Annotated in this window: 13 protein-coding genes and 1 tRNA gene; 8 read left to right on the top strand and 6 right to left on the bottom strand. The window is 49.9% G+C overall.

All coding sequences use genetic code 11. The features are described from left to right. The 6 genes from ACMHLI_RS05115 (at nt 1) to ACMHLI_RS05140 (ending at nt 5,939) form a co-directional block, all read left to right on the top strand. Nucleotides 1-1,533: a DHA2 family efflux MFS transporter permease subunit gene (locus tag ACMHLI_RS05115; protein WP_023137328.1), complete on the top strand. Its 1,533-nt coding sequence runs from the start codon at nt 1-3 to the stop codon at nt 1,531-1,533. A 105-nt stretch (nt 1,534-1,638) separates the two neighbouring features. Continuing rightward, a complete protein-coding gene (cyoA, locus tag ACMHLI_RS05120; protein WP_023137327.1) occupies nt 1,639-2,565 on the top strand; it encodes a ubiquinol oxidase subunit II in 927 nt (308 codons plus the stop codon). Between the two features lie 2 nt (nt 2,566-2,567). Beyond that, the gene (gene cyoB / locus ACMHLI_RS05125) at nt 2,568-4,565 is read left to right on the top strand and encodes a cytochrome o ubiquinol oxidase subunit I (RefSeq protein ID WP_050310710.1); all 1,998 of its coding nucleotides are present in this window, start codon (nt 2,568-2,570) and stop codon (nt 4,563-4,565) included. After that, entirely contained in the window at nt 4,555-5,172 is a 618-nt protein-coding gene (cyoC, locus tag ACMHLI_RS05130) for a cytochrome o ubiquinol oxidase subunit III (protein WP_023137325.1), read from the top strand. Before cyoB ends, cyoC begins: the two co-directional genes overlap by 11 nt. Then, nucleotides 5,169-5,492 carry a cytochrome o ubiquinol oxidase subunit IV gene (gene cyoD, locus ACMHLI_RS05135; protein ID WP_050310712.1) on the top strand — a complete coding sequence of 108 codons (324 nt, stop codon included), beginning with the start codon at nt 5,169-5,171 and terminating at the stop codon, nt 5,490-5,492. The genes cyoC and cyoD overlap by 4 nt, the downstream gene beginning before the upstream one ends. 54 nt (nt 5,493-5,546) lie before the next feature. Then, on the top strand, nt 5,547-5,939 hold the full coding sequence (locus ACMHLI_RS05140) for a helix-turn-helix domain-containing protein (protein WP_003030860.1): 393 nt from the start codon (nt 5,547-5,549) through the stop codon (nt 5,937-5,939). A 179-nt stretch (nt 5,940-6,118) separates the two neighbouring features. Here ACMHLI_RS05140 and ACMHLI_RS05145 read toward each other — a convergent pair whose 3' ends face one another. After that, nucleotides 6,119-7,387 carry a tyrosine-type recombinase/integrase gene (locus tag ACMHLI_RS05145; RefSeq protein ID WP_003030858.1) on the bottom strand — a complete coding sequence of 423 codons (1,269 nt, stop codon included), beginning with the start codon at nt 7,385-7,387 and terminating at the stop codon, nt 6,119-6,121. A 161-nt stretch (nt 7,388-7,548) separates the two neighbouring features. Continuing rightward, nucleotides 7,549-7,624: transfer RNA gene (locus ACMHLI_RS05150), tRNA-Asn, on the bottom strand. Between the two features lie 456 nt (nt 7,625-8,080). Here ACMHLI_RS05150 and nac point away from each other — a divergent pair. After that, a complete protein-coding gene (gene nac / locus ACMHLI_RS05155) occupies nt 8,081-9,007 on the top strand; it encodes a nitrogen assimilation transcriptional regulator NAC (protein ID WP_413528511.1) in 927 nt (308 codons plus the stop codon). A 73-nt stretch (nt 9,008-9,080) separates the two neighbouring features. Here nac and ACMHLI_RS05160 read toward each other — a convergent pair whose 3' ends face one another. From ACMHLI_RS05160 to ACMHLI_RS05175, 4 genes are all read right to left on the bottom strand, one after another. Then, a complete protein-coding gene (locus ACMHLI_RS05160; protein ID WP_413528512.1) occupies nt 9,081-10,862 on the bottom strand; it encodes a glycoside hydrolase family 19 protein in 1,782 nt (593 codons plus the stop codon). Nucleotides 10,863-11,051: 189 nt separating this feature from the next. Next, complete coding sequence (locus tag ACMHLI_RS05165) at nt 11,052-11,996, bottom strand: LysR family transcriptional regulator (protein ID WP_413528513.1); 945 nt, start codon at nt 11,994-11,996, stop codon at nt 11,052-11,054. A gap of 197 nt (nt 11,997-12,193) precedes the next feature. After that, nucleotides 12,194-12,745 carry a glycoside hydrolase family 108 protein gene (locus tag ACMHLI_RS05170; RefSeq protein ID WP_413528514.1) on the bottom strand — a complete coding sequence of 184 codons (552 nt, stop codon included), beginning with the start codon at nt 12,743-12,745 and terminating at the stop codon, nt 12,194-12,196. Between the two features lie 19 nt (nt 12,746-12,764). Further along, nucleotides 12,765-13,205, bottom strand: a complete 441-nt coding sequence (locus ACMHLI_RS05175) for a winged helix-turn-helix domain-containing protein (protein WP_413528515.1) — start codon at nt 13,203-13,205, stop codon at nt 12,765-12,767. A gap of 512 nt (nt 13,206-13,717) precedes the next feature. On the opposite strand from ACMHLI_RS05175, the gene ACMHLI_RS05180 reads away from it, so the two are divergent. Beyond that, nucleotides 13,718-15,787 carry a glycosyl hydrolase family 18 protein gene (locus tag ACMHLI_RS05180; RefSeq protein ID WP_413528516.1) on the top strand — a complete coding sequence of 690 codons (2,070 nt, stop codon included), beginning with the start codon at nt 13,718-13,720 and terminating at the stop codon, nt 15,785-15,787. Nucleotides 15,788-15,866 lie beyond the last annotated feature (79 nt).

The following is a 15,866-nucleotide window of genomic DNA, read 5'->3' on the forward strand; positions in this document are numbered from 1 at the left end:
ATGTCTGGTTCAGCATTTCCACCTCTGTCCGGATTCAAACTGGTTGTTGCGGCAATCGTGCTCTCGCTCGGGAATTTTATGGTGGTACTCGATACCACCATTACTAACGTCGCGATGCCCACAATATCCGGTTACCTGGGCGTGTCGACAACAGAAGGAATCTGGATCATCACCGCCTATGCGGTGGCTGAAGCCATCACGGTGCCGCTGACCGGCTGGCTGGCGATGCAGTTCGGTCAGGTGCGCGTATTCCTTTTTTCTGTTGTTGCATTTGTGATTTTTTCTGTCTGCTGCGGTCTTTCCTGGTCACTACCGAGCCTGGCCATTTTCCGTGTGCTGCAGGGGCTTGCCGGTGGCCCGCTGATCCCGCTTTCTTCCACGTTGCTGCTTGCAGCCTTCCCGAAGAAACAGGCCAACATTGCCGTGGCGCTCTGGGGAATGATGACGGTAGTAGCGCCTATATTCGGTCCGATACTGGGTGGGCTTATCTCGGATAACTGGAGCTGGCAGTGGGTATTTTACATCAATATCGGCTTTGGTCTGATTGTGGGGTTTGGGACCTGGTGGGTGCTGAAGGGGAAAGAAACACATATCAGCCGTTCCCGGCTGGACAGCGTGGGGCTGGGTCTGCTCGTCATCTTTGTGGCAGCCTTTCAGATCATGCTGGATAAAGGACGTGAACTGGACTGGTTTTCCTCGGATATTATCATTGTCTGCGCCATTGTGGCCGCTATTGCCCTGATCTCGCTGATTATCTGGGAGCTCACCGCTGAGCAACCGGTGCTGGATCTGAGCGTATTTAAGTCACGTAACTGGGTGGTATCTACCGTCACGCTCTGTCTGATGTTCGGTATTTTCTTCGGGAATATCGTGCTGACCCCCCTCTGGTTACAGCAATGGATGGGATACACGGCAACCTGGGCCGGGTATGCGACGGGCCCCATGGGGATCCTGGCCGTCCTGAGCTCGCCCATAATTGGTCGTCTGCTGCCGAAGGTCGATCCCCGTCTGCTGGTGAGCTATGGCATGGGGGTACTGGCGGTCTCCTTTGTGATGCGTGCCCTGCTGACGTCGCAGGCTGACTTTATGTCAGTTGCCGTTCCCATGTTCGTTCTGGGGGCCGGAGTTCCCGCCTGCCTTATCACGCTCACCTCGCTGGGCGTGTCCGAACTGCCGCCGGAGAAAGTGGCAGCCGGTTCCGGGCTGCAGAACTTCCTGCGTGTCATGTGCATGGCGGTAGGCTCTTCCCTGACCCAGACCTACTGGGAACATATGACAAAATTTAACCGAGCGGAGCTGGTGACGGCAATCAATCCTGACGTGCCAGGGATTGTCAGCAACACGCTGGGCGCGGCCGGTATTCCGACAGACACGTCAGCGGCTCTGTTTTCGAGAATGATCGACAGTCAGGCCATCATGCTGGCAACGAACGATTTCTATCAGTCGGCCACCGTTCTGATGCTGGGGTCCATAGGCATTATCTGGCTAATCAAAAAACCGAAAGGACCGCTTCAGAAGATGTCGGGCCATTAAATAACAGGAATGGCGGTAGCGGGAATGAGAAGGGCAGAGTATCTCCCCGTGAAAAGGTTTCATTATTTATTGCCGGTCTGCAAGTCCGTGAAATGAGGTTGTCCCATGCGATATCATAAATATAAGACCATTGTGAAGTGCCTGCCGGTAATAACAGGGACGTTATTACTAAGCGGATGTCATGCTGTTTTACTTGATCCCAAAGGGCAAATCGCTATTGAACAACGGGCGCTAATCATTACGGCTTTTTGTCTGATGTTAGTGGTCGTTATTCCCGTGGTTCTGATGGCAGTTGTGTTTACCTGGAAATACCGGACCACGAATACCACGGCGAAATATACGCCTGACTGGTCCCACTCCAATAAAGTGGAGGCGGTGGTCTGGACGGTGCCCGTCCTGATTATTCTGTTTCTGGCCGTGCTGACATGGAAGTCCACCCATGCGCTTGACCCATCCAGGCCACTGACCTCTGCGGTGAAACCCATCGATATCGAAGTCATCTCCCTGGACTGGAAATGGTTGTTTATTTATCCCCAACAGGGCATTGCCACCGTCAATCAGATTGTATTCCCGGTAAATACCCCCTTGAATTTGCGTATTACATCCAATTCCGTGATGAATGGCTTTTTTATTCCGGCACTCGGCAGCCAGATTTATGCGATGCCGGGCATGCAGACCCGGCTGCATCTGATCGCCGGTGAAACGGGAACCTTCAACGGAATCTCGTCCAGTTACAGCGGCAGGGGCTTTTCCGGCATGAAATTTAAAGCGACTGCCGTACCGGATAATACCGCGTTTGAACAGTGGATCGCTGATGTGAAGAAATCACCGGATATGCTGCTCGGTCCGGCTGATTTTGAAAAACTGGCTGAGCCTGACGAAAACCACCCGGTTGAATTCTTCTCTGTCATCGATCCGACGTTGTTCAGATACGTGACTGAAAAATTTAAAGCACACGATCACGATAAGGAGACGGGAATGACTGGGTCAGAGCCGGAACAACACCTCTCACACAGAGCGCGGGGAAATTAATTATGCTCACAGGAAAACTGACGCTGGATGCCATACCTGAGGACCCGATTGTCAGGGTAACGATCGTTGCTATTCTGATACTTGGTGTGGCAATTGTTGCCGCCATCACATATTACGGTAAGTGGAAATATTTATGGTCCGAATGGCTGACCTCCGTTGACCATAAAAAGCTCGGGATCATGTACATCATCGTCGCGTTCGTGATGTTACTGCGCGGCTTTTCCGATGCAATCATGATGCGCAGCCAGCAGGTACTGGCCTCATCCGGAGTGGAAGGGGCGGGGTATCTGCCGCCCTGGCACTACGATCAAATTTTTACGGGTCACGGTGTAATCATGATTTTTTTCGTGGCGATGCCTTTCGTTATCGGCCTGATGAATATTGTGGTGCCCCTGCAGATTGGCGCGCGTGATGTGGCTTTTCCTTTCCTGAACAACCTGAGTTTCTGGTTAACGGTGGTAGGCGTGGTGCTGGTTAATCTCTGCCTGGGAGTGGGGGAGTTTGCGACCACCGGCTGGCTGGCATATCCGCCGCTTTCGGAGTTAGCGTACAGTCCCGGTGTCGGGGTGGATTACTGGATATGGACACTCCAGCTGTCGGGGATCGGGACCACACTGACCGGGATTAACTTCTTCGTCACCATACTGAAAATGCGTGCACCGGGTATGACGATGTTTAAGATGCCGGTGTTCACCTGGGCGTCGTTGTGTACCAACGTGCTGATTATCGCTTCTTTCCCTGTGCTGACCGTCACGCTGACATTGCTGACCCTTGACCGCTATCTGGGCTTCCATTTCTTCACCAATGATATGGGCGGCAACATGATGATGTACGTCAACCTGATTTGGGCGTGGGGCCATCCGGAAGTGTATATCCTGGTGTTGCCGGTCTTCGGGGTCTACTCGGAAGTGGTGGCAACCTTTTCCAGGAAACGTCTGTTCGGTTATACCTCGCTGGTGTGGGCAACTGTCGCCATCACTTTGCTTTCCTTCCTGGTATGGCTGCATCACTTCTTCACCATGGGAGCCGGTGCGAACGTTAACGCCTTCTTCGGGATCATGACGATGATTATCGCTATCCCGACTGGTGTGAAAATCTTCAACTGGTTGTTCACCATGTATCAGGGGCGCATTCAGATGCACTCCGCTATGTTATGGACGGTAGGTTTTATTGTCACCTTTTCTATAGGGGGTATGACCGGCGTCCTGCTGGCCGTGCCGGGAGCTGACTTTGTCCTGCACAACAGCCTGTTCCTGATTGCCCACTTCCATAATGTCATTATCGGCGGAGTGGTGTTCGGCAGTATGGCTGGTGTGTCCTACTGGTTCCCGAAAGCGACGGGGTTCACCCTGAATGAAAAATGGAACAAGAGGGCGTTCTGGTTCTGGATCATCGGATTTTATGTGGCGTTTATGCCGCTCTATGTGCTGGGGTTCATGGGGATGACCCGCCGCTTGAGTCAGAATATTGACCCCCAGTTCCATCCCCTGCTGGTCGTGGCAGCCAGCGGTGCTGCGCTGATAGCCTGCGGGATACTGTGCCAGGTCATTATGTTCTGGGTGTCGGTGCGCGACCGCCACGAAAACCGGGATATGACCGGCGACCCGTGGGGCGGACGGACACTGGAGTGGTCCACCTCTTCCCCGCCGCCATTCTATAACTTTGCTGAAGTGCCTTTTGTCCACGAACGTGATGCGTTCTGGGAAATGAAGGAAAGAGGGGAGGCATACAAGCAACCTGCTAACTATGCCGAAATCCATATGCCGAAAAACAGCGGGGCGGGGCTGATTATTGGTCTGCTCTGCATCGGGTTTGGCTTCGGGGCTATCTGGCATATCTGGTGGCTGGCGGGATTGTCATTCCTCGGGATTATCCTGACCTGGGTTATTAAAAGCTTCGATGAAGATGTGGATTATTACGTACCCGTCGCCGAGATAAAAAAAATCGAGGATCAGCACTTTGCAGAAATAAACAAAGCCGGTGTGACATATGGTAAGTGAAGCCCTGGATTCATCCTTCCGCACCCGTGCTGAGCACGGGCATCAGGGTACAGGTACCAGTAAGGTCTTCGGCTTCTGGATCTACCTGATGAGCGACTGCATTATCTTCGCCACCCAGTTCGCGACTTACGGCGTCATGGTTCATAACATTGCAGGTGGTCCGGCGGGTAAGGATATTTTCGAACCTCCGTTTGTACTGGCGGAAACTGTGCTGCTTCTGTTTAGCTCGATTACCTATGGTTTTGCTGTTATCAGCATGGATAAAGACCGCGAGGGCGGTGTACTTGGATGGCTGACCCTGACATTTCTGTGTGGTCTGGGTTTTATCGGAATGGAAGTCTGGGAGTTCAGTCACCTGACTGCTGAGGGTTTCGGCCCACAGCGCAGTGGCTTCCTGTCAGCGCTGTTTACTCTGGTGGGCACCCATGGTCTGCATGTGACATGTGGACTGATCTGGATGCTGATCCTGATGTATCAGGTTGCCCGACGAGGTCTGTCAGGATTCAGTCGCCCCCGTCTGATATGCCTGAGTCTGTTCTGGCATTTCCTCGATGTCATCTGGATTTGCGTGTTCAGTATTGTTTACCTGATGGGAGCAATGCCATGAGACATTCTGCAGACGCACAGGGCGTAGCTTACGGCAATACGATGTCTTATATAACCGGCTTTCTCCTGTCGGTCATTCTGACGGTGATCCCGTTCTGGCTGGTTATGGACAGTGGTGTTTCCGCAGGGATCATCGCAGGCGGGGTCATGACGTGTGCCGTTGTTCAGGTGCTGGTACATCTGGTGTATTTTCTTCACCTGAATGCTTCTTCTGAAATGCGCTGGAACCTCGTAACCATTGTCTTTTCCGCTGCCATTATCTTTATCATTATTACCGGGTCGTTGTGGATCATGTGGAATCTCAATCATCAGATGATGTGAACAGGGCTTTGGCCTTTCTGTTATTCCTGTCTGCCTCATTGTGGGGGGCTATATATGGACATAAAAAAAATACGGAAGGAAAAGATAAACCGACTTGTGGTGTATGAAATTATGCAATGGATTGATGAGCATCTGGAGGAGCCGCTGAAGGTTGAGGATGTTTCTGCAAAAGCTGGTTATTCAAAATGGCATTTTCAACGGATGTTCAAGGAGGTGGCAGGAATAAGTCTAGGGAAATATATAAAGCTTGAAAAACTAAGACGTGCTTATTTTTTACTGGAGAATACGGATATACCCGTCATAGAGGTGTGCTTTATGCTCGGGTTTACCAGTCAGCAGGTATTTACCCGAGCGATGAGAAATGAAATGCATCATACACCAGGGGCTGTCAGAAGGAATAAACCTGTTCTGAAAAAGAGTTCTGGTATAAAGCGTGATGAGTTATAACCCTCTGTGAATATCATACCCCTCATTGTTTTGTTCTAAAATTACAGGGCGGATTTTAATACCAACTGACAAGGATAAATGGAAGGGGAAATACCATGAAGAAGATACAGAAAAATAACAACAGCATCTGCGTTGTCAGATGCTGTTGTTATCGTAATCCTGATTAGTTTTTTGCTGACTCAGGTAGCTTCATGACTGATATTTTTACTATATATATATGGGGGAACATAGTTTTCCCGGCACGTATAAAGATAATCAGACCACCACTGCATCATCGCTTTACGGGCTTCCAGATGTTCAGCTTTGTGGATATAAGCTATCCGCACGCTGTTGCGTTCCTGATGACTCATTTGGCGTTCAACAGCATCCTTCGACCAGAGTCCGGATTCCATTAAGGCGCTGCATGCCATTGCCCGAAAGCCATGGCCGCAAATGTCCATTTTTGTGTCATAGCCCATCAGTCGCAGTGCCTTGTTGACTGTATTTTCACACATTGGCCTGTAAGGGTTATGGTCACCGGGGAACACTAGTTCCAGATGACCTGAGATTTCCTCTACTTGTTTCAGGATAACGATGGCTTGCCGGGATAATGGAACAATGTGGGGCGTGCGCATTTTGGCTCCGCGTCCGGAATAACGAACACCGGGAAGAGCTTCGCGGGTAGCGGGGATGGTCCAGATACAGTTCCTGAAATCAAACTCGCTCCATCGGGCGAAACGCAGTTCACTGGAACGGATAAACAGGTGAAGGGTCAGAAGGACCGCTTGACGGGTTAACCCTCGTCCCTGCTGATAACCATCAATGCGCCCCAGCAATTCCGGCAGGCGTTCCAGCGGCAGGGCGGGGTAGTGGCGCTTAACGGGGGGCGCTGTCACGCCGTCAAGGTTTGCCGCCGGGTTGCTGTCAATGAATCCCTGATGAACCGCATGACGCATGATGTTACAGAGGTGCTGCCGCGTGCGGGACGCGACTTCCAGCAGACCTTTTTTCTCAATGCTTTTCAGCAGGTCAATGAAATGACGGGGTTTAAGTTCCGTGACGGACAGATGTCCGATAACCGGAAAAATATGATTGTGCATGCTGGCAAGCAGACGGTCAGCGGTATTCTGCGACCATTTTTTATTGCTTTTATGCCACGCCAGCGCCACTGTCTTAAAGACCTTTTCCGGTGAGCGGGCGGCTCTTTCGGCTATACGTTGCTGAGCGGGGTTAATGTTCTGCGCCAGCAACTTGCGGATACCGTCTCGTTGTTGCCGGGCGTCGGAAAGGGATACATCGGGATAAGCGCCTAAGCCAAGGCGGGATTCTTTACCGTTAATTCGATACTTAAGATACCAGAGACGTGAGCCGCCTGGATTGACCAAGAGGTATAGACCGTGTGAATCGGAGACTTTGAAGGATTTTTCAGAAGGCTTGAGACTGCGGATTTTCGTGTCGTTGAGAGACATATGGGGGTCACTCCATAATCGAACCAAACTGACCCCAAATCTGACCACCAAATTCTCCCGATGCGGAGGATAAAATCAAAATGCATCGGGAAGAGTTTTCACGCTAACCTGTTGAACCAACATCATATAATGATTCGCAAGGATGCATGAAAGCAGGAAATTGGCTCCTCTGACTGGACTCGAACCAGTGACATACGGATTAACAGTCCGCCGTTCTACCGACTGAACTACAGAGGAATCGTTGGAACAGGGCGAATAATAACGACTGCCCCTGTGCATGTCAAAGGGGAAACTGCATAAATGTGTGCGTTTGCTGATACTTTGCTCAAGTTGTTGAGAATAGAGTCAAAAAGGCCATTTTTTAGCGTTGCACAGGGGCAGAAGGCTACATTTCACCGGTGGTTATTAACCCTGCTAATTGATAAGGCTGACCCATAAGAATGCATTATGTTGGTGCAGCACACGCGAAAATCCCCCTGCTTTTACCTTTCTTTTTCTCTGTGCCAGGCTTTTCTGCGAACGTCCTGCGATAGTTTTCTCTTATGTTCTGCGGCGTTGTCACGGTCAGGTAGGGTTTTTCTCATCCAAACCCGAGATTGGCGCAAATCTTGCTTTTATCAGACCTGCTAATAAATACACCGTTCGACTTTTTATAGTTCAGGGCACCCCTTACCGCGCAAGATGGAGGCAGAGATGAATCTCAGACGTTTAAAGTACTTCGTGAAAATCGTCGATATCGGCAGCCTGACGCAGGCCGCTGAGGTTCTGCATATCGCCCAACCGGCGCTGAGCCAGCAACTGGCGACGCTGGAAGGTGAATTGCAGCAACAATTGCTGATTCGCACCAAGCGCGGCGTGACGCCTACCGAGGCCGGTAATATTCTTTATTCTCATGCGCAGGCGATATTACGCCAGTGCGAGCAGGCACATTGCGCGGTGAGCTGCGCAGGGCAGTCGCTGAGCGGGCAGGTGTCGGTCGGGCTGGCGCCGGGAACGGCGGCCTCGCAGCTGGCGTTGCCGCTGTTGCAGGCCGTCCGCGAGCAGCATCCGGGCATTTTGTTGTATCTCAATGAAAATTTCGGCACGGCGCTCGGCGAAATGGTGCTCGATGGCCGCATGGACATGGCGGTGCTTTACGGCGCACGCCCTGAAATCGGGCTGTGCAGCCAGCCGCTGATGAAAGAAGATCTGTATCTGGTCGGCACGCATGCCGTACCGAATCCGGGAAAATACGTTGATTTGAGCGATGTGGCAAAACTGAATCTGTTCATGCCGCGTTCTTATAATGTGATGCGTCGTCTGGTGGACGATGCGATGGCGATACGTCGTCTGAGCGCCAACGTGATTGGTGAAATCGAATCCTCGGCGACGCTGACCGCGGCCGTCGCCAGCGGTCTGGGGGCGACGATTTTGCCGGAATCTGCCGCGCGGGCGATGACCGGCCCGGCGAAAGCCTGGATGTCCTGCATCAGCAGCCCTGCCATTCAGGTGCCGTTGTCTTTATGTGTTTCTGAAACGCTGGCGCTGTCACAGGAGGCGACGGCGGTGAAGAAAATTCTGCTGGGATTGGTTCACGAACAAACGATACCGGTGCTGGAACCGATGCTGGCGGCAAGCTGAATCACGAAAAAATGGGCGATCACCGATCGCCCATTTGATTTTCCCCGGTCAGGAGTGACCGTAATAACAAAGACTACTTACAGGCTTTTATTTCCTTCCATTGCGACCACTCACCAGTGAACTCCGGGTTACCGGGCTCATTGTTTTGTGTCCAATAGTTAGCCAGATACTCCTTGCCTTTCCACACAACGCTTTCACCACCGTAATAGATTTTCTCTGCGTCCCAGTTATTTGCACAACTTGTTCCCGTTCCGCTATCCGGCAACGGCTGAATCTGCGGCGTTACCGTCAACGTATAAGCAGCCACGTTACTTTTCTTGCCGTCAGAGACCGTCAGGTTGAAGGTGTACTGTTTTTTCACCGTCACAGTTGGGGCAACAAAACTGATACTGTCGCGGTCGGTGCCCTCAAGCGTGGTGCCGTTGGGCAAGAGCCAGGTGAACGAAAGTTTGTCACCGTTGGCATCGCTTGATGCCGAGGCATTAAGGGTTACGTTTGCCTGACTTTCCACATCACCAATTGGACCGGTCAGTACCGCAACGGGTGCCACGTTGGTGTCCGTCGGGGTTGGATCCGGTGTCGGTGTCGGATCCGGCACTGGTGTAACCGGCTCTGCTTTACCGGAGTCATCGACAATCGTCACGTTGAAGAAATGCTGCACGCAGCGCTGGTAGTCGCCCTCTTTGAACGCGGAGAACGGCGTCTGGTAACCGACTAACTGACAGGAATACGTTGAGCCTGTCGGCGTGGTCGGGTCCCATCCCCAGTCCTGTTCCCAGTACTGCGGCAGAGCACCGGAACCGCCTTCGTCGAACTGTTTCATGTTCTTACAGCCCAGCACTTCATCGGCGGCGATCGGCACCTTCAGGTAATCAGCTTCACTTTTGTAGTAGGAGATACGGTTTTCGCCCTGAGCAATTTCAGTCGGGCCGCCGCATTCCACACCGCCGTTGATGATCTGAATGGTGACGCCGAAGCCCGGCACCAGGCCGTTGGCTTTATCGTGGTCGTTCGGTACCCAGGTTCCGTCGATGACGTGCAACATGCTTGGCTTAGGTGCCTGCGGGGTAACGAAGAAGAACACGGCGCTGGCGAGGTTTAGCCAGGTGTCCGCCACCAGCTCCGGTTTATCGAGCAGGGTTCTGACGGTGCCAAACATCGCATCCGAGAACGGGCCATAATTATAGTTATAGGAAAGTTGCTTCGCGCCACGGCCAAAGTAGCTGACAAAATCACCTTGCGCATCTTTGCCGCAAGGCCATGTCTGACCCTGCCAGACATCCGGATTACATTCGCCGTTATAGCCACCTTTCTGGCCTTCAACCCAGCCCATTTCCCGCAGCCATACCAGCCCCTGTCGCCATTCGGCCTCAGGACGCCAGCTTTCATGCCCGCCGGTTTCCTGCGCGAAGTGCGCAAACATGGTCGCCAGCCCTTTGCGGCAAATGGCGTCGGAATCACGGCCGTCGGTGTAAGTGCCGCACACTGCCGGGAATTTGCCTATCGCCTTGAGGAAGTTTTCGTAGCTGTATTCCGGCGCGCGCAGCGGGAAGATATATTCCCATTGATCTTTGCTGAGGATTTTTTCAACCCGTTTCACGTTATCGGGGTTAGCTGCGCGTCCCGGCGCAATTTTTTCAACGGAGTCGTTATCGAGCGTGCGGATGGACGCCTTCACTTCCTGCATCAGCGGATTTTGCGTCAGTGAGGCTTCTTTTTTGACCAGATCACTTTCTTTTATGACATAGGGTTCAGAGGTGGCGGCAGTATCGTCCGCAATAGCAATTGATGAACCTGCCAGAAGGCAAGACAGGGTAATGAGATTGAGGCAGAGCTGGGGCTTTAATCTGTGCATAGTTAATACCCTTAATACGTTGCATTAAAAACAGAAATACGGATCTTCAGCGTGGATTAATTATATGCCAGTCGGAAACTGACATATAAAGAGTAGTGCTGACTTGATTATATAACGATTAAAATAACAACATATTTCATCATAAACTCTGTGTGATGCTGGCTGTGTGGTTAATTAAATAACTCATTTTTATTGACAGGTTTCTACGGCCTTGAGTGAAGATATAATATGATTAACGCCGCGAATTTTGGTGGTGCGTGTGACAAAGTTTGCGTATGTTTTTAATGTTTCATGATGAATGTCATCAGGTAAGGGGAAGATAACTAATTTGCTGTGACGTTTATCAATAAAATATTCTGCGACTTTGGTGGGGAATATGGCGATCATATCACTGCGTTCAATAGCGGCAATGATGCCATTGAGTGAGGACGAGTTATAAACCACTTTTCTCATATTGTTTTTATTATTTTGTACATGCTGGTTACTGACTGAAATCAGTTTCTTTGCCTGACTTTCACTGTGGCAATAGACAGCATGAGGTAACGTATAATAATGTGAAAGTGTAAAGTTTTTTTGTGAAGCCAGTAAGCTGGTGTCGCTGCACACCACCACGAAATCATCGACGGAGTCAATTTCGACGGAAGTAATACTGCTGTGATGCAACGGGAAATTACTCAGAACAATATTATTGCCAGACTGCAAAAGGTTTCTCACGCATTCATCATGGTTAAAGAGGGTTGCATTGGTGAAAGCGAACAGAGTTTCCTGTAAATCATCTTGTTGATGCAGACGTTGAAAATAAAAACTTTCGATCAAATCGGAACACATGACTCTGACAGAGGACACTGTTTTTTCGTGATTTTTGGCCTTGTGCACCACATCATCAATAATGCACATGGCATGTGAAAAAGATTCATGAATATCCAGCGCGGTTTGTGTGGGTTTCATCCCCTGAGCCGTACGGATAAAAAGTTCAACGCCTATGTAGCGTTGCAGCTTATTAATCGAGAGGCTCACCGCAGAGACCGAAAGTTCCAGTTTATCGGCAGCGCGGGAAAGGCTACCGGAAACAATCACTTCATTCATTATCTTGATCAGATTATAATCAAATTCATTTATCTTTTCGTAATTCATTACTTTTCTCATAACACAGACAGGGAGCCAGCATCATTCACATTGTGACGCTATAAATAAAGTAAAAAAATCTCAAAATATCATGGCATTGCTTTAATTTGATAACTGTGTTGAATAATTAATTAGCAGGTGAAACCCTTTTTACATCACAAGTGAAAGTCTGTGACTGCGATTATTAATATAAGGAATACTTATGTTTATGTGTTGCTCAGACGAACCCGGCCTTTCATCCAGCCATAGATAAAAGATTCATTACTGGCTTTATTCTCTGCTAAATCCAGATAGCGTTGTCCCTGACTGCAATTGAGTGAGGTGACAAGCACGGCATCACCTTCCTGGCCGCGTACTTTGAGAAAAGCAGATAACGCATCGAGGGTGAGTGGTCCTATTTTCCCGTCTACGCTAATGTCAGGATAATAGCGAGCTTGTTGATTGTAGGCATTGAGCCAGCGCTGTAACCACTTAATTCCAACGGACGGTCCCATATTGGTTCCTGTATCACATAGCTCAAGTGCCAGTGCCGGAGAGAGTGCATTGACTTTGTCAAATCCTGGCTGATACCAGTAATTTTTCTCAAGTATGGCGTAAGCCTGATCGCGGGTAAAATCTTTCATATCTCCGCTATAGCCATTCTCCCTCGCCGTTTTTTCAGTGATCCCCCAATGGGTAGCACCGCCCGGGTCGTCGGGGTGATTGACATAAGCACCTTCGTTTTCCAGTACTGCCTCTATCACGGGATTAGTCGACATGGTCAGGCCCTCGGTAGTGTCAGATTGTCAGAGCCAGATATGCACCCACGCCAATTAAAAGCAGGGAAGCGATCAGGCTTAATAACAGTGGTTTATAAGATAATTTGCGTTTGGGGATCTTTTCCTGAATAACATCAATGCTTACCGACGTATTTACCCGAATTCCAGATTTAGGCACGGTGATAAACAATTCATCCAATCCTAAGGTTTTAAGATCACGACGAATTAAATACAGCGTTTGGGTCAAACTGGCATCGCTGGTAAAAGTACTTCTCGCTCCCCATAACGCATAGGATATCGCCGATTTCTCGATAACTTCATCTTTAGCATGTTCAATGATAAAGCTTAGGCAGCGGGATCTCATTGTTGTCAGTTTAATATTCATACCGTTATTTAGAGTCTTGAGTTCTTTGGTTCCTTCATTGAATACATATTGACCATTAATAAGATAAACACTCATCTTTAAACTCTCTCCACACCGGTGATTGAAAATATCAGAAGTCCACTTTTCGATAGGATTTATCGTATATGGTTTTTTAAAATTCACCATGCTCAATCAGATTATTATGAGTAATTTTAGATAAGTTGTGATCTGTTATAAGAAATGATGCCCATTTTGAGTGAGGCTAAAAATAGTTTTTAGTTTTACTCAAAACTGAAATAATAAAAGATGTAATAATTCAAGTTAAGTCGCGTGCTTTATTAACATCATTTGTCTCACTACAGAGTCACTGCTATCTCAGTCAGTCTGATCTTCTATGTTGATGATTTAATCAACAATTCCCGGTCTTATTCACCCTTTTCGCTATTTACAGCACCCTCAGATTTAGAATTGATATTCATCAATGTCATATCATTGCCGTCATAAATATTTTTGCTGAATGATGATTTGAGAGAAATAGCATCCTCTCCAATTATAGACCCAACAGCACGACGCTGTTAGACCCTTAACTTTTTATTCAGGAAACTTATATGACAACCAGTAAATTGATCCAGACTGATTCCCTGACTGACAAATCTTATAAAGCAGACGGCTTTGATGCGTCCAAAGATACAGCGAAATACAGTTATACCTCTGCCCGCGTCGCTAAACCGGTTTACAACAAGTATGACACCACCAACAAACCGAAAGTCTTCGGTTACTACACCGACTGGTCACAGTACGACAGCCGTCAGACCGATGGCGATGACACACCCGCAAACCGCGGCCGCGGATATGATTTAGCCAACGTCAGCCCGACGGCGTACGACAAAATCATTCTCGGCTTCCTGGGCATCGTTGGCGATACCACCGGTGAGAAAGCGGACGTTATTGCTCGCGCAGCCACCAGTTTACTTAAAGTGAACAACGAACCGACTTTCCTGGATCCGTGGGGCGACTTCCATACCAGCACCAACGTGGGCCTGGCCGATTCCGGCTGGGTGGAAATGGACGTGAATTCCGCTACACAGGCGACGGTAAAAGGTATCGTCGGTGGTCTGCGTGATTTACAAGCGAAAGCCAAAACGCTGGGCCATACGCTGGCGCTGTCGATGAGTATCGGTGGCTGGACCATGAGCAGCGGGTTCCATAACATGTCGCAAACTGCCGCAGGTCGCAGCACCTTTGCAAAGGGCGTGGCGAAACTGTTCACCCGTTTCCCGATGTTCTCCGAAGTGGATATCGACTGGGAATATCCGGGCAACGCCGGTAACAACAATGCGTACAGCGATACAGATGGTGCGAACTATGCATTATTGCTGGCTGAAATCACCAAAGAGCTGAAAGCCATTAAGCGTACTGACGTTAAAATCAGTATCGCCAGCTCCGCCGTGGTGGCGATTCTGGAAAAATCCGATGTCTCTACGTTGCTCAAAAATGGTCTGTACAGCATCAACGTCATGACTTATGACTTCTACGGTACGCCGTGGGCGGAGCAACTGGATCACCACACTAACCTGCATGCACTGGTAGAAGGCGGCTGGGGCGTGGACACAATCGTCGATTATCTGCTGGCGAAAGGCTTCCCGGCTGATCGTATCAACGTGGGTTATGCCGGTTATTCACGTAACGGCCAGAACGCGGTACTGGAAAGCTACTCTCCGCTGAAAGGGACGTACACCCCAACGGCAAATGCAGAAACGACCGGGACATTTGAAAGCGGTTGTAGCGAATGGTATGACCTGATCAATAACTATCTGGATCTGGAAAACCAGAAAGGCCGTAACGGGTTCAGCGTTTACACCGATCAGGTGGCCGATGCTGATTACCTTTACAACAAAGACACCAAACTGTTCATGTCCCTCGACACGCCGCGCAGCGTCCGCGCCAAAGGGCAATATGTGGCGAAAAAAGGCCTTGGCGCACTGTTCACCTGGACTATCGATCAGGACAACGGCGTGCTGGTTAACGCCGCGCGTGAAGGTCTGGGCTGCACCGTGACTAATCAGGTCATCGATATGGCACCGTTCTACTTCGATGGTGTCAATATTTCGGGCGAAGTACCGGATGAGGATAAACCTTCGACTAACACTGCGCCGGTTGCTGACATTCAGCTGCAGGTCATCAGCGGTTCGAAAGTGCGTCTGAGCGGTGCCGCGTCAAGCGATGCTGACAACGATTCCCTGACCTACAAATGGAGCGTTCCAGCCGGAATTTCTCCGAGCAGCACTACGACATCGACTATTACCTTCATTGCGCCAACCGTAGTCAGCCGTGCAGAGTTCTCATTCTCTCTGACGGTTACGGATTCTAAGGACGCGTCTTCCGTTGCCAAACAGTACACGCTGGTGGTGTTTGGTGAAGAAGTCGTGGAGCCGGTTGTAGATCCGGTTGTCGACCCGGTAGTTGACCCTGTTGTAGATCCTGTGGTTGACCCGGTTGTCGATCCCGTTGTCGATCCGGTTGGCAAATATGACGAGTGGGTCTCCAGTAAGGTGTACAACACTGGTGATAAAGTCAGCCATAAAGGGAAAGACTACCAGGCTAACTACTGGACTCAGGGTAACGAACCGGGCGATGCCCAGTTCACTGGTGAATGGGCGCAGTGGAAATTACTTTAACAGTTCGATGCAATATCCCTGAGGTTAAGGCCTCATGATATTGAAAGCACAAAGCGGGACACTTTCTGGTGTCCCGTTT

Origin of the sequence: Rahnella inusitata (assembly GCF_965118895.1) — a bacterium.
In the GTDB taxonomy this organism is placed as follows: domain Bacteria; phylum Pseudomonadota; class Gammaproteobacteria; order Enterobacterales; family Enterobacteriaceae; genus Rahnella; species Rahnella inusitata_A.